Raw genomic sequence first — 13,254 nt, forward strand, 5'->3', positions numbered from 1 at the left:
TGCCGTGGCGCGGGCCGGGCCGGTCGGCGAGGGGCTAGGAGACGGTGACGAAGACGCTGTGCAGGCCGCTCGCTCCGTCGGGGACGGTGCGGGCCCTCCGCTCGGTCTGCACGCTTCCTGTGCCGTCCGTGGCGCGGACGGTGATCGTGTGGCCGCCGGGGACGGCGTTCCAGCGGTACGACCACTGGCGCCAGGTGTCGACGGTGTCCCGAACGGCGAGGTCGGCGTCCTGCCAGGGTCCGTCGTCGATCCGGACCTCGACGCGGGTGATGCCGCGGCGCTGGGCCCAGGCGACGCCCGCGACGGTGACCGGGCCGGCGGCGGGGCGGGCGAACGGCTTGGGTGTGTCGATGCGGGACTGGGTCTTGATCGGCGCCCGGCGGGCCCATGAGCGCCTGACCCAGTACGGGTCGTAGGCGTCGAAGGTGGTGAGCTCGACATCGGTGATCCACTTGCAGGCCGAGACGTAGCCGTACAGCCCGGGCACGAGCATGCGGACGGGGAAGCCGTGGTCGAAGGGCAGGGGTTCTCCGTTCATCGCGACGGCGAGGATGGCGTCGCGGCCGTCCATGAGGTCCTCGACCGGGGAACCCAGCGTCATGCCGTCCACGGAGCGGGCCACCAGCTGATCCGCTGCGCCTCCCTTCGAGGGCGGCAGCACGCCGGCGTCCCGGAGGAGGGCGGCGAGCGGGACGCCGAGCCAGCGGGCGTTACCGAGGTAGGGGCCGCCGACCTCGTTGGACACACAGGTCAGCGTGATGTCGCGTTCGATGAGCGGGCGGGCCAGCAGCTGCTCGAGGGTGTAGGTGCGGGGGCGGGTGACGCCGAGTCCGTCGATCCTCAGCCGCCACGTCCGGGCGTCGACCTTGGGAACGGTCAGGGCGGTGTCGACACGGTAGAAGTCGCGGTTGGGGGTGGTGAACGGGCTGATGCCGGGCACCTTCAAGCGGGCTCCGGCCGGGACAGGAGGAGCCGGCGAAGCCGGCTCGGGGAGGACCAGGGCCTCGCGGGAGGCGATGGCGCCCCTGCCGTGCTGCGCGGAGAAGAAGCGCCCGAGCACGCCCGCCGAGGTTCCCGCGCCGGCGGTCACCGCGGCGGCCGTGAGGAAGCCGCGCCTGTTCCACCCGCCGCGGCGGCTCTCGTCGCCTTCAAGTGCCTTGACCTGTGCGCACGTTGCCCTGGAGGAGAGGAGGTGCAAAGCGAGTGCGCCGGCGACCGCTCCCGCGATCGAGGGGAGCACGTCCCCGATGTCGGTGGAGTCGGGCCGGCCCAGGGCCGAAGCGGCGGCGACGAACCCGAAGAGCAGTACGCCCACGGCGCCGGCAGCGCGGTGACGCAGGCTGAGCACACCCAGGCCGATGGCGATGACCGCCAGAACGGCGACGATGCCGAGTTGAAGGACCGTCTTGTCGTTCTCCCCGAACGTGCGGATGGCGAAGTCCTTCACCGCGGCCGGGGTCCGGTCGATCACCGCGCCGCCCACCACCGTCACCGGTCCTGCGGCGGGCCGCACCAGTCCGGCGGCGAGCTCGGCGACGGCCAGTGCGGTGAAGGCGGACAGTAGTCCGGCTGTTGCGCCCAGGGCGGCGCGGGAGAGGGTGCTGCGGAAGCTGCTCACTCCCGGCATTCGGCGGCACCCGACCGGCGGATTGGTCCGACGCCCGAAGGAGTGACCAGCTCGGCTCCCGGCCTTCAGGGCCTGCGGGTGGCTGTCGTGACAGCCACCCGCAGTCGACCCGACCGGTTCACGGTTGCGCGCAACACCTCACCTGCTACGTGCAGTTCCCGGTGCCGGGCGGGTCACCCGGCCTCCGCCATGTGCTCGGCGGCGGGCCAGGGTGCTTCTCCCGCTGCCTGATCAGGCGTTGACGCAGGTGTTGCCGAAGGACGGGTTCAGCAGCCCGATGACGCTGACGGTGTTGCCGCAGGCGTTGACCGGAACGTGGATCGGCACCTGGATGAGGTTGCCCGAGCCCACGCCCGGCGAGTACGCGGCCACACCCTGTGCCCCGGCGTCGGCCGAGGCCATCGACGCGCCGCCCACCACGACGGCTCCGGCCGCCATCGCCACCGCGAGACCTCGTCGCACACGAACCATTTCCACTACCTCCTATGGGAATTCCTCGCGCCGCGCGGAGGGTCCGCCCGACGCCGTGAGGGAACCGCGGAACGCCGTCCCTCACCCGTGCCTTCGGCGCAGCCGACCCGGCGGCTGGGTCGGCGGGCCCTGGTTCCCTCGAACGGGGCAATCGACGTGGGTGGGGTGACGGAAGGGGGTGACGGAGATCGCCCTCACGGCCGCGCAACCGCGGCGACGACACCGGGGACCGCCCCGGTCACCCCAGGTCGAGAAGTTGTTCGTAGAAGCCGCCGAACCCCTTCGCCCGGTCGACGAGGTGCAGTTCGAGGATCCAGTGGCAGCGGCGTCCGGTCCGGTCGGTGCGACGCAGCCGGGTGGTGTTCTCGGGGGTGATGTACGACTCGGCCTTCGCGCCGTCGTTCGTCTCGTGGGGGAACTCCCCGACCAGGTGGCCGGCGTGCCAGATGCCGACGTCCCAGCCGGCGTCGGCGGCGAGGCGCTCGACCTCGGCGTACAGCTGGGCGCCCGTGATCTCCTCGTCGGCCCGGAAGACGGCGCGGCCGGCGTCGAAGATGCGCGGTAGGTCGTGGAGGAGCCGGTGCTTGTCGGGGTCGTCGCCGAAGACGTAGGTGCGTCCGAAGTCGGCCTCGTACTCCTCGAAGACCGGGCCGAAGTCGGCGAAGGCCATGTCGTCCTCGCCGATGACGCGGTCCGGCGGGTTGTCCTGGTAGGGCCGGAGTGTGTTGGGGCCGGAGCGGATGATCCGCTTGTGCCAGTGCCTGGTGGTGCCGAACATGTGGTTCGCCAGGTCGCGGATCGCATCGCTCACCTCGCGTTCACCCCGGCCGGGTGCGACGAGACCGCGTGCCTCCACCTCCGCGAACAGCGCGATCGCCTTCTCCTGCGCCGCGACCAGGCCGGCGGCACGCTGGGTCACCTCATCTGCCATGACCATCCCCCTCCAGGTTGGGATCTACAGAGATCATTTCGCCTGCCGGCGTCGCACGAGCTCCGAACCCGCGGCGACGTCGAGCCGACGACGTGGCTTATTGTGCGGGTGTGCCGTCGTACAGCATTGGGCAGGCCGCGCAGCTGCTCGGAGTGAGTTCGGAGACCGTTCGCCGGTGGGCGGACGGCGGCAAGCTGGGCATGGAGCGGGAAGGGTCCGGCAATCGGGTGATCGCGGGCGCGGCCCTGGCCCGCTTCGCTCAGGAGCGGGGTGCCGGTCTCCATGCCGTCCCCGAGGGTGACGTGCCGACCTCGGTCCGTAACTCCTTCGTGGGGATCGTGACCGCCGTACGGGTCGACGACGTGGCCGCGCAGGTGGAGGTCCAGTCGGGTCCGCATCGGCTGGTCTCGCTGGTGACACGGGAGGCGGTCGAGGAGTTGGGGCTCGCCGTGGGCGTCACCGTGACCGCCCGGGTGAAGTCGACCAGCGTGCACATCGACGTGCCCTGACCCTCCGGCACGGCCCCCTCCTGGAACGGACACCTCCGCCACAGTCCCCTCCGCCACAGCCCCCTCCGCCACAGCCCCCTCCGCCACGGCCCCTCCGCCACGGCCCTCTCCCCCGCGGGCTTTCAGCGGCAGAGCAGTGCCGCGTGCAGGTCCACCCTGTGGTCGAGTCGCGACAGGTCCCGGCCGGTGAGGGTCTCGATGCGTTCGACGCGGTAGTGGACCGTGTTGACGTGGATGTGGAGGGCCTCGGCGGTCCTCGCCCACGAGCAGTCGTTCGCCAGGAAGACCTCCAGGGTCTCGAGGAGCATCGCGCTCGATCCCCGGCCGGCGCCGACGAGCGGCCCCAGGGTCTTCTCGCGGTACACGTTCCGTACGCCGACGGGGATTCCGGCCATCAGCTTGCGCAGCCCGTCGAGGTCGTCGAGGCCGGCGACGCTCGCCGAGGAGGGTCCCGCCGTTCGCGCTGACGCCAGCGCGTAACGGGCCTGCGAGAGCGCCGTGTTCAGCCCCGCGGAGCCGGCGGCCGGCGCGCTGACGCCGACGTGCAGCGCGAGTTCCGGGCGGCAGGCATGGATCAGCGGCCACACCTCGCCCAGCCTCCCCCGCATGTCGAACGCTCCTTCGTGGGCGACGACCGCCGCCGCCTCGCCACCGGGGCGGTCGGCGACGGCGAAGGCGGCGGTCGGCAGGTGCTGCAGCGCCTCCCGCAGCGCGGCGCCGCACCGGGCCTCCCCGTACGGCTCCGAGGCCGCGACGACCACGGTGTACGCCTCCGCGTCACCGAGGCCGCAGGCGGCCAGCGCGCTCCGCACGCGGTGCGCGTCGACGTACGAGGCGCCCACGGCATCCGCGAGGTCCTCGACCGCCGTTCTGTTCGCCGCGCGGTCCCGGTCCTGCCGCCGTCTGTGCCGGCCGAGGAACTCGGCGATCTCCTGGAGGACCCGCGGAGGCACCTGGCCCGCCTCGGGCAGGTGGAGGTGCCAGGTGTCGAACGCGGTGCCGTCGGCCTCGACGCGCACCGTCGTGCCGTGCCCGCCGCGCAGGAGTTCGGCGGCCTGCCGGGCGGGCAGTTCCGCCGGAGCGGCGCTGGTCCTGGCGACCGTACGGCCGCTGCCGGTCAGCAGGTGGCAGGCGGGCGTTCCGAGATGCGCGAAGGCCCGGTCGAGCAACTCCCCGGTCGTCGCGCCGTTCTCCAGCGCGCGGTCGAGGTCCAGGCGGACGTTCTCCGGCAGCGCGTAGTGGTCCGTGGGGCGGCGGCTGAGGTCGCCCCACTGCCTGAGGTAGACCGCTTCGGTGATGGCCCGGAAGCTCGTCTGGGCCGGCACGGCGATCAGGGCGACGCGGTGGCTCCGGCACGCCTCGGCCAGTTCCCTGGGCACCTCGCCGTGGGTCTCCTCCCCCGCGAGCAGTGCCACCGCGCCCGCCTCGCGCAAGGCCGACACGAAGCGCTCGGTCTTCTCCGGACCGGCGTCGCGGCTCCACCACACGAGTCCGCTGAGCACGATCTCTCCTGGCTGGAGGAACCGTGCCGGGTCCTCCAGGTCGGTCGCCGTCACGCCGCCGATCTCCTGGCCGAGCAGCACCTCGTCGCCCCAGACGAGGGAGAGGTCCAGTCGGTCGAGACGGAGGAGGTGGTCGACGTGCATACGAGACTCCTTGCGCGGTCGCGGGACAGCCCGCCCCCACATTCACGAGGCCAATGCGAGACAAGGCATCGTAGATGCCAAAGATCGGAGGGAAAACAGCTCTTGGTTGATCCTCCAGAGCACACCGCCGCTAGGTGGACGTTTTCCAGGTACGCGTCCAGTCGTTCCGTCGCTCGCGCCCGGCTTCACTGGCCTGAAGACACCGGTCGGAAGGCGTGGGTAGGAATGGATCTGAACACGATCGCGGACGTGAGGGACGCGCGACGGCGCGAGCCGTGGCGGCGTGGTGACGCGTGGCTCGGCGGCGGCACGTACCTGTTCTCCGAGCCACAGCCCCATCTGCGCCGGCTGGTCGACCTGAGCCGGATGGGCTGGGAACCGCTCACCCGGCACCCGGACGGCTCCCTCGAGATCGCGGCCACGTGCACGATCGCGCAGCTCTCCCGCTTCGGCCGGCGGCACCTACGCGCCCGCGGCGCCGCTGGTCGAGCAGTGCTGCCGCGCCTTCCTCGCCTCGTTCAAGATCTGGAACATGGCGACCGTGGGCGGGAACCTCTGCAACGGCCTGCCGGCCGGCCCGATGATCTCGCTGGCCGCCGCGCTCGACGGCACCTGTCTGCTCCAGGCGCAGGGCGGCTCGACGCGACGGGTGAAGGTGGCCGACTTCGTCGTCGGCGCCGGGATCAAGGACCTCGCCGAGGGCGAGCTGCTGCGCTCGGTGACGCTGCCCGGCCGGGCGTTGGAGTGCCGTACGGCGTTCCGGCAGGCCTCGCTCTACGGGCTCGGCCGCTCCGGCGCGCTGGTCATCGGGACGCTCGACCCGGTGGACGGTTCGCTGGCGGTGACGGTCAGCGCCGCGACCGTACGGCCGTTCCGGCTCTGGTTCCCGCTGCCGCCGGACCTCGAGCGGCTGCGCCTGGCGATCGACGGTGCGGTCCGTCCCGACGCATGGTTCGACGACATCCACGGACTGCCCCGGTGGCGACGGCACATGGCGCTCCGCCTCGCGGAAGAGGTCCGCCGCGAACTCACCAGCCCGACGAACGAGACGGAAGAGGGAGCCTGATGAGCCACCAGACCGAGCGGTTCCAGCTGCGGGTGAACGGCCGGACGCACGACGACGATCCCCGCGCCGGTCAGTGTCTGCGGACCTATCTTCGGGAGCGCGGCTGGTTCGGGGTGAAGAAGGGCTGCGACGCCGGGGACTGCGGCGCGTGCACCGTGCACGTCGACGGGGAGCCGGTGCACAGCTGCCTGTACCCGGCCGTCCGGGCCGAGGGCCGGTCCGTCACCACGGTCGAGGGGCTGGCTTCTCCGGACGGTGAACTCCACCCCGTACAACAGAGGTTCCTCGACGCCCAGGGCTACCAGTGCGGCATGTGCACCGCCGGCTTCCTGATGACGACCGCCGCGCTCGAAGCCGAGAAGGGCACGGAGCACGACGACGGCAAGCTCGACGACCTGCCCCGCGCCTTCAAGGGCAACATCTGCCGCTGCACCGGCTACCGCGCGATCGAGGACTCGGTACGGGGTGTGAAGCACACCGAGCGGCCGTGCGCGGGCAAGGCCGTCGGCAGGAACGTCGGCGCGCCGGCCGGACCGCAGGTCGTCACCGGCTCCGCCCGCTACACCTTCGACATCGAGGTCCCGGGCGTGCTGCACATGAAGCTGCTCCGCTCCCCGCACCCGCACGCCCGGATCCTCGCGATCGACACCTCGGCGGCCCTGCGCGTGCCCGGGGTGGTGGCCGTGCTCACGCACGAGGACGCGCCGGCGACGCTGTACTCCTCCGCGCGACACGAGCATCCCACGGAGGACCCCGACGACACCCGGGTCCTCGACGATGTCGTCCGCTACGTCGGCCAGCGGGTCGCGGCCGTCGTCGCCGACAGCGAGCAGGCCGCCGAGGAGGGCTGCCGCACGGTCGAAGTGACGTACGAGGAACTCCCGTACGTCGTCGATCCGGAGGAGGCGATGCGTCCCGGCGCCCCCGTCGTCCACGAGGGCAAGGGACCGGAGATGCGCATCGCCCGGGTCGAGAACAACGTCGCCGGAGAGGTGCACGGCGAGATCGGCGACGTCGAGCTGGGCTTCGCCGAGGCCGACGTCGTCTACCAGGAGACCTTCCGCACCCAGCGGATCCAGCACGCCAGCCTCGAGACGCACGGCTGCGTCGCGTACTTCGAGCCGAAGGAGGACGGCACCGGTGAACGGCTGACCGTACGGTCCTCCACGCAGACACCTTTCCTGACCCGCCGCGCGCTGTGCGCGCTGTACGGCCTGCCGGAGGACGAGGTCCGGGTCGTCGCCGGCCGGGTGGGGGGAGGCTTCGGCGGCAAGCAGGAGATGCTCACCGAGGACATCGTCACGCTCGCCGCGCTGAAGCTGCGCCGCCCGGTGAAGCTGGAGTACACCCGCGCCGAACAGTTCTACGGCGCCACCACCCGGCACCCGTTCACCATCGGCATCAAGGCCGGAGCGCGGCAGGACGGAACGCTGACGGCCGTGCAGATGCGTGTGGTGTCCAACACCGGCGCGTACGGCAACCACGGTCCGGCGGTCATGTTCCACAGCGTCGGCGAGTCCTTCGCCGTCTACCGCGCCCCGCACAAGAAGGTCGACGCCTACTCCGTCTACACGAACGTCGTACCGGCGGGTGCCTTCCGCGGTTACGGCCTGGGCCAGGTGACCTTCGCCGTGGAGTCCGTGATGGACGAGCTGGCGCGGCTGCTCGGCATGGACCCGCTCGTCTTCCGCGAGAAGAACATCATCGGCCCGGGGGAGACCATGCACAGCCCCATCGGCGAGGAGGAGGACCTGCACATCGCCTCGTACGGCCTCGACCAGTGCCTGTCGGTCGTACGCAAGGCCATCGCCGAGGACCGCAGCGCCGAGCGGGCGCCCGAGGGCTGGCTGGTCGGACAGGGCACCGGGATGGCGATGATCGCCACCGGTCCGCCCGGCGGCCACTACGCCGACGCCCGCGTGTCGCTCCTCGAGGACGGCAGGTACGACATCGCCGTCGGCACCACCGAGTTCGGCAACGGCACCACCACCGTCCACAAGCAGATCACCGCCGGCGCCCTGAACACCACCGAGGACCGGCTGACCGTCCGGCAGTCCGACACCGACGTCGTCCGTCATGACACCGGCGCCTTCGGCTCCGCCGGCACCGTCGTCGCCGGCAAGGCCGTGCTCCTCGCCGCCACCTCGCTCGCCGAACGGCTGCGCGCCCTCGCCGCCCGCCACAGCGGCGTCGCCCGGCACCTGTGCGCGCTCGGGGCCGAGTCCGTCGACTGCGCGGGGCGCGTCGTCACGCTCAAGGAGCTGTACGAGGCGGGGCACGCCCTCGGCGCGGCGGAGGAGCTGGCGGCGGACGGGCACTGGGGCGGCTCTCCGCGCTCGGTCGCCTTCAACGCGCAGTGGTTCCGGCTCGCCGTCGACCCCGGCACGGGAGAGATCCGCATCCTGCGCAGCGTGCACGCCGCCGATGCGGGCAAGGTCATGAACCCCATGCAGTGCCGTGGGCAGGTCGAGGGCGGAGTCGCCCAGGCCCTCGGCGCGACGCTCTTCGAGACCGTCCGGATCGACGAGCGCGGCGAGGTCACCACCGCGGCCTTCCGACGCTACCGGCTCCCCCAGTACGCCGACGTTCCGCGCACCGAGGTCCACTTCACCGAGACGTCCGACGCCATCGGCCCGCTCGGCGCCAAGTCCATGAGCGAGAGCCCCTTCAACCCCGTCGCCCCCGCGTTCGCCAACGCGCTCCGCGACGCCACCGGCATCCGCTTCACCGAGCTGCCCGTGACCCGCGACCGTGTGTGGCTGGCCCTCGACCAGCAGGCTGGGAACGTCGGTCGATGAACCGGCAGAGTGCGAGGGCCCGGCTCGTAACAAGCTCACAAATGCCGGGGATGAGGCCTCGATCAAGTGGCAGAAATGATTCTTCGGCTCTGCCGTCGGGTATCACTGCGCGCAGCCGCTGCACCGACCTTCCCGAGGGGACAGACGATGAGCCGACCGAGCGCCGCACCCCACTCCGCGCCCGTAGCCCCGCCCGCCCGCGCCGGAACCTTCGACCTCGGGGGGGACGTGGCCCACCCGGCCATCCTCACCGTCGCCGACCTGCGGCAGGGCTGGGAGCAGCACCGGGCCGACGTGGTCTTCGACTGCGCCACGGCGGGACCGCAGCGCCACACCTTCGTCGGGCCGCTCCTGCGCGAGGTCGCGGCCGTGGCACAACCGGGCTTCGACCCCGTACGCCGCAAGGAGCGCTCCCGCTTCCTGCTGGCCGTGAGCGGTGGCGACGGCCACCACACCGTCCTCTCCTGGGCGGAGATCGACCCGGACTTCGGCGACGCGCCCGTGCTTCTGGCCACCCGTATGGACGACGAGGAGCTGGACGCCGCCGGCACCCAGCTCGTCGTGCCGTCGGACCGCTGCGGCGCACGCTACGTCAGCGCCGTGACCGCGATCTGGATCGGCAGCCCTCGTCTTCCGGGAAGCCGTTTGTCCGAGGGCTGAGACCCCGGGCGGAGGTTCTCGTCCCTTCCTCCAACTCACCTCTCATTCGCGATGGAGGCTCCCACGATGTAGTTGCAGATACGAGTGAGAGCGCCCTACGGTGTCGCACATGCAGTCCTACACCATCGGGCAGGCCGCACGACTTCTGGGCGTCAGCCCCGACACCGCGCGGCGCTGGGCGGACGCGGGCCGTGTCGCCACCCACCGCGACGAGAGCGGCCGGCGCGTCATCGACGGCAAGTCGCTGGCGGCGTTCTCCTCGGAGATCGCGCAGGGCGACGACGACGAGGACGCGTCGTACACGTCCGCGCGGAACGCGTTCCCCGGCATCGTCACGGGGATCAAGCTCGGTGACATCGCGGCCCAGGTCACCATCCAGGCCGGTCCGCACCGGCTGGTCTCCCTCCTCACCCGTGAGGCAGTGGAGGAACTGGGACTGGAAGTCGGCATGCAGGCCACCGCCCGCGTGAAGTCGACCAGCGTGCACATCGACCGCACCTGAGAACTGACCCCTCACGCAGTACCGAGACACCTCGGCCGTCGGCGCGACCGGCCCGTCCGCACGTTCCGTTCGTCCCCAAGGAGTTCAGACCCTCATGTCCCTCACCCTGACCGTCGCGAGACGCCGCGCCGCTGCCGCCGCGCTCACCGCCGCGCTGCTCGTCCCGCTCGCGGCCTGCTCGTCCGACGACGCCAAGAAGGGCACCGGCGGGTCCACGCCCTCCGGTTCCGCGAGCGCCGCGCCCGCGGCCGAACTGACGGTCCTGGCGGCCGCCTCGCTGACCGACGTGTTCAAGACGGCGGGTGCCGCGTACGAGAAGGCGCACCCCGGCACGAAGATCACGTTCTCCTTCGCGGGCTCGCAGGAACTCGTCGCCCAGGTGTCCCAGGGCTCGCCCGCCGACGTGCTGGTCACCGCCGACACCAAGAGCATGGACAAGGTGAAGGCCGACACCGGCACTCCGGTGATCATCGCGAAGAACCGTCTGGTCATCGCCACCGGCGAGGGGAACCCGCACAAGGTCGACGACCTCACGGACCTCGCGGACACCAAGCTCAAGGTCGTCCTCGCGGCTCCCGAGGTGCCGGCCGGCAAGTACAGCAAGCAGATCCTCGACGCCCAGAAGATCACGGTGAAGCCGGTCTCCCAGGAGCCCAACGTGCGCGCCGTGCTCAGCAAGGTCGAGCTGGGCGAGGCCGACGCCGGGCTCGTCTACAAGACCGACGCCGAGAGCGCCGAGGACAAGGTCGACGCCGTCGAGATCCCCGACGCCCAGAACGCCGTCGCGCAGTACCCGGCCACCACACTGAAGGACTCCGAGAACGCCGAGGCCGCGGCCGCGTTCGTGGCCTGGCTGTCCTCGCCGGAGGGCCAGAAGATCCTGCAGGACGCCGGCTTCCAGAAGCCGTAACGGACGGACCGGGATCGGTCAGGTCGTGAGGGGCTGTCCGTCCGGGGGGAGCGGACAGCCCCTCCTCATGAGTGCAGGTGCTTCATGTCTTCGGGGTCATCGATGAAACGATCAGGCGTACGCACGTCCGGCGCGCGTCCGCCCCTCACGCTGGCGCTGCCCGCGCTCGCGGCCGTGGCCTTCCTGGCCCTGCCGCTGCTCGGCATCCTCGTTCGGACCGAGTGGGGCGAACTCGCCGACCATCTGAGCTCGCCGGGCACCGTCGAGGCGCTGAAGCTGTCGCTGCTCGTCTCGTTCTGGGCTCTCGGCCTCTCGCTGGTCCTCGGAGTGCCGCTCGCCTGGCTCCTCGCCCGGGTGCCGTTCCCCGGCAAGGCGTTCGTCCGCTCGCTCGTGCTGCTGCCCATGGTGCTGCCGCCGACGGTCGGCGGTGTCGCACTGCTGCTCGCCTTCGGCCGGCGCGGGCTGCTCGGGCCGTGGCTGGAGGACACCTTCGGGATCACGCTGCCGTTCCACACCTCCGGTGCCGTGGTCGCGGCGACGTTCGTCGCGATGCCGTTCCTCGTCATCAGCCTGGAAGGCGCGCTCGGCGGACTGCGCCCCCGTTACGAGGAGACGGCGGCCTCGCTCGGCGCTTCACCGGTACGCGTGTTCTTCACCGTCACCCTCCCCATGGTCGCGCCCGGAGTCGTCGCGGGCGCGGCGCTCACCTGGGCGCGCGCCCTCGGCGAGTTCGGCGCCACGATCACCTTCGCCGGCAATCTGCCGGGCACCACCCAGACCCTGCCGCTCCAGGTGTACCTGCTGCTCCAGGACGAGCCGGAAGCGGCGACGTCCGTCTCCCTACTGCTGCTCGCCATCGCGATGGGAGTCCTCATCGCCCTCCGCGGGCGGTGGACGGGCACCCCGGCCGACCGCTCGCGCCGCACGGCCCCCGAGCCCGGCGCGAACCCCGAGCCCGCTGCGGACCCCGTGGCGACGGAGGTCGCCCAGCCGGGCACCGCGCCCGCGCCGTCGGTTCCGGCCGGGGAGCGCTGGGCGCTGCACGCCGACGTCACCGGCTTCACACACCTGACGCTCGACGCCGAACCCGGCACCACCATCGCTGTCGTCGGCCCCAACGGCGCAGGCAAGACCACCCTCCTGCGCGCCCTGCTCGGTCTGACTCCCCGGGCGCACGCGGAGCTCACCCTCGGGGGCATCGACGTCACCGGGCTGCCGCCCCACCGGCGACGCGTGGCCTGGGTACCGCAGGACGGCGCGCTCTTCCCCCACATGTCGGCTCTCGCGAACACCGCGTACGGTCTGCGCGCCCAAGGCGTCTCCCGTTCCGAAGCCCGGCGCGAGGCCCAGAGCTGGCTCGACCGGCTCGGCGTCGGCCATCTGGCCCACCGCAGGCCGACGCAGCTGTCCGGCGGGCAGGCCCAGCGCGTCGCCCTGGCCCGGGCGCTCGCCGCCCGCCCCCGGCTCCTCGTTCTCGACGAGCCGCTCGCCGCCCTCGACCAGACCACTCGCGCCCACGTCCGCCACACCCTTCGCGCCCATCTGGCGGGTTTCCGCGGCGTCTGCCTGATCGTCACTCACGACCCCGTCGAGGCGGTCTCCCTCGCGGACCGTGTCCTCGTCCTCGACGAAGGGCGCGCGCTACAGGACGCGACCCCGAGCGAGGTCACCCGGCACCCCCGCTCCCCCTGGGTCGCCAGGATGCTGGGCCGCAACGCCTGGGTCGGCAGGGCAACGGCCCACGGCCTCGCACTCGACGCGGGCGGCTCCCTGGTGACCGCCGACCCGCTGGAGCCCGGCACGGAAGCCGTCGCCGTGATCGCCCCCGAAGCGGTGGCCGTCCACCGCGAGAAGCCCGCCGGCAGCCCCCGTAACGTGTGGCCCGGAACCGTCCGCGAGATCACCGCCAGCGGGAGCAGGCTGCGGGTCCTCGTCACCTCCGACGAGGCCCCCGACCTCGTCGCCGAGATCACACCCCAGGCCGCCGCCGAACTCGGCCTCGCTGACGGCGTGTCCGTCTGGACCAGCGTCAAGGCGACCGAGGCCACGGTCGTGGCACTGTGACCGGCCGAAAAAGCGAGAGAACGCGATGCCGAGATCAACGGTTCGGCGGCAGGGCGTCTCCGCCCTTGGC

Annotated in this window: 10 protein-coding genes and 1 pseudogene; 7 read left to right on the forward strand and 4 right to left on the reverse strand. The window is 72.0% G+C overall.

From position 1 onward, the window contains the following. Nucleotides 1–34: 34 nt before the first annotated feature. The 3 genes from ACZ3IJ_RS10390 to ACZ3IJ_RS10400 all read right to left on the reverse strand — a co-directional run bounded on the left by ACZ3IJ_RS10390 (nt 35) and on the right by ACZ3IJ_RS10400 (nt 3,029). Nucleotides 35–1,627, reverse strand: a complete 1,593-nt coding sequence (locus ACZ3IJ_RS10390; protein WP_467467262.1) for a molybdopterin-dependent oxidoreductase — start codon at nt 1,625–1,627, stop codon at nt 35–37. A 231-nt stretch (nt 1,628–1,858) separates the two neighbouring features. Further along, nucleotides 1,859–2,098 carry a chaplin gene (locus ACZ3IJ_RS10395; RefSeq protein ID WP_467467263.1) on the reverse strand — a complete coding sequence of 80 codons (240 nt, stop codon included), beginning with the start codon at nt 2,096–2,098 and terminating at the stop codon, nt 1,859–1,861. 238 nt (nt 2,099–2,336) lie between these two features. After that, complete coding sequence (locus tag ACZ3IJ_RS10400) at nt 2,337–3,029, reverse strand: M24 family metallopeptidase (RefSeq protein WP_467467264.1); 693 nt, start codon at nt 3,027–3,029, stop codon at nt 2,337–2,339. 110 nt (nt 3,030–3,139) lie between these two features. On the opposite strand from ACZ3IJ_RS10400, the gene ACZ3IJ_RS10405 reads away from it, so the two are divergent. After that, complete coding sequence (locus tag ACZ3IJ_RS10405; RefSeq protein WP_467467265.1) at nt 3,140–3,538, forward strand: TOBE domain-containing protein; 399 nt, start codon at nt 3,140–3,142, stop codon at nt 3,536–3,538. A 122-nt stretch (nt 3,539–3,660) separates the two neighbouring features. Here ACZ3IJ_RS10405 and ACZ3IJ_RS10410 read toward each other — a convergent pair whose 3' ends face one another. Next, on the reverse strand, nt 3,661–5,184 hold the full coding sequence (locus ACZ3IJ_RS10410; protein ID WP_467467266.1) for a PucR family transcriptional regulator: 1,524 nt from the start codon (nt 5,182–5,184) through the stop codon (nt 3,661–3,663). A 225-nt stretch (nt 5,185–5,409) separates the two neighbouring features. Here ACZ3IJ_RS10410 and ACZ3IJ_RS10415 point away from each other — a divergent pair. The 6 genes and pseudogenes from ACZ3IJ_RS10415 to ACZ3IJ_RS10440 all read left to right on the forward strand — a co-directional run bounded on the left by ACZ3IJ_RS10415 (nt 5,410) and on the right by ACZ3IJ_RS10440 (nt 13,184). Beyond that, nucleotides 5,410–6,250, forward strand: a pseudogene (locus ACZ3IJ_RS10415) (FAD binding domain-containing protein). Further along, on the forward strand, nt 6,250–9,048 hold the full coding sequence (locus tag ACZ3IJ_RS10420) for a molybdopterin-dependent oxidoreductase (RefSeq protein WP_467467267.1): 2,799 nt from the start codon (nt 6,250–6,252) through the stop codon (nt 9,046–9,048). The pseudogene ACZ3IJ_RS10415 and the gene ACZ3IJ_RS10420 overlap by 1 nt, the downstream one beginning before the upstream one ends. 147 nt (nt 9,049–9,195) lie before the next feature. Then, complete coding sequence (locus tag ACZ3IJ_RS10425; RefSeq protein ID WP_467467268.1) at nt 9,196–9,708, forward strand: molybdopterin-binding protein; 513 nt, start codon at nt 9,196–9,198, stop codon at nt 9,706–9,708. Nucleotides 9,709–9,817: 109 nt separating this feature from the next. After that, nucleotides 9,818–10,210, forward strand: a complete 393-nt coding sequence (locus ACZ3IJ_RS10430) for a TOBE domain-containing protein (protein WP_467467269.1) — start codon at nt 9,818–9,820, stop codon at nt 10,208–10,210. Between the two features lie 94 nt (nt 10,211–10,304). Next, nucleotides 10,305–11,120 carry a molybdate ABC transporter substrate-binding protein gene (gene modA, locus ACZ3IJ_RS10435; protein WP_467467270.1) on the forward strand — a complete coding sequence of 272 codons (816 nt, stop codon included), beginning with the start codon at nt 10,305–10,307 and terminating at the stop codon, nt 11,118–11,120. 102 nt (nt 11,121–11,222) lie between these two features. Next, entirely contained in the window at nt 11,223–13,184 is a 1,962-nt protein-coding gene (locus ACZ3IJ_RS10440) for an ABC transporter permease (RefSeq protein ID WP_467467271.1), read from the forward strand. The last annotated feature ends 70 nt before the right edge of the window (nt 13,185–13,254 follow it).

This window comes from Streptomyces sp. NPDC013317 (assembly GCF_055563155.1).

What these genes read in the sequence shown, in the direction of transcription:
- ACZ3IJ_RS10390 (WP_467467262.1), bottom strand. Translation starts at nt 1,627, where the DNA reads ATGCCGGGAGTGAGCAGCTTCCGCAGCACCCTCTCCCGCGCCGCCCTG.
- ACZ3IJ_RS10430 (WP_467467269.1), top strand. Translation starts at nt 9,818, where the DNA reads ATGCAGTCCTACACCATCGGGCAGGCCGCACGACTTCTGGGCGTCAGC.
- ACZ3IJ_RS10425 (WP_467467268.1), top strand. Translation starts at nt 9,196, where the DNA reads ATGAGCCGACCGAGCGCCGCACCCCACTCCGCGCCCGTAGCCCCGCCC.
- ACZ3IJ_RS10420 (WP_467467267.1), top strand. Translation starts at nt 6,250, where the DNA reads ATGAGCCACCAGACCGAGCGGTTCCAGCTGCGGGTGAACGGCCGGACG.
- ACZ3IJ_RS10395 (WP_467467263.1), bottom strand. Translation starts at nt 2,098, where the DNA reads ATGGTTCGTGTGCGACGAGGTCTCGCGGTGGCGATGGCGGCCGGAGCC.
- modA (WP_467467270.1), top strand. Translation starts at nt 10,305, where the DNA reads ATGTCCCTCACCCTGACCGTCGCGAGACGCCGCGCCGCTGCCGCCGCG.
- ACZ3IJ_RS10440 (WP_467467271.1), top strand. Translation starts at nt 11,223, where the DNA reads ATGAAACGATCAGGCGTACGCACGTCCGGCGCGCGTCCGCCCCTCACG.
- ACZ3IJ_RS10400 (WP_467467264.1), bottom strand. Translation starts at nt 3,029, where the DNA reads ATGGCAGATGAGGTGACCCAGCGTGCCGCCGGCCTGGTCGCGGCGCAG.
- ACZ3IJ_RS10410 (WP_467467266.1), bottom strand. Translation starts at nt 5,184, where the DNA reads ATGCACGTCGACCACCTCCTCCGTCTCGACCGACTGGACCTCTCCCTC.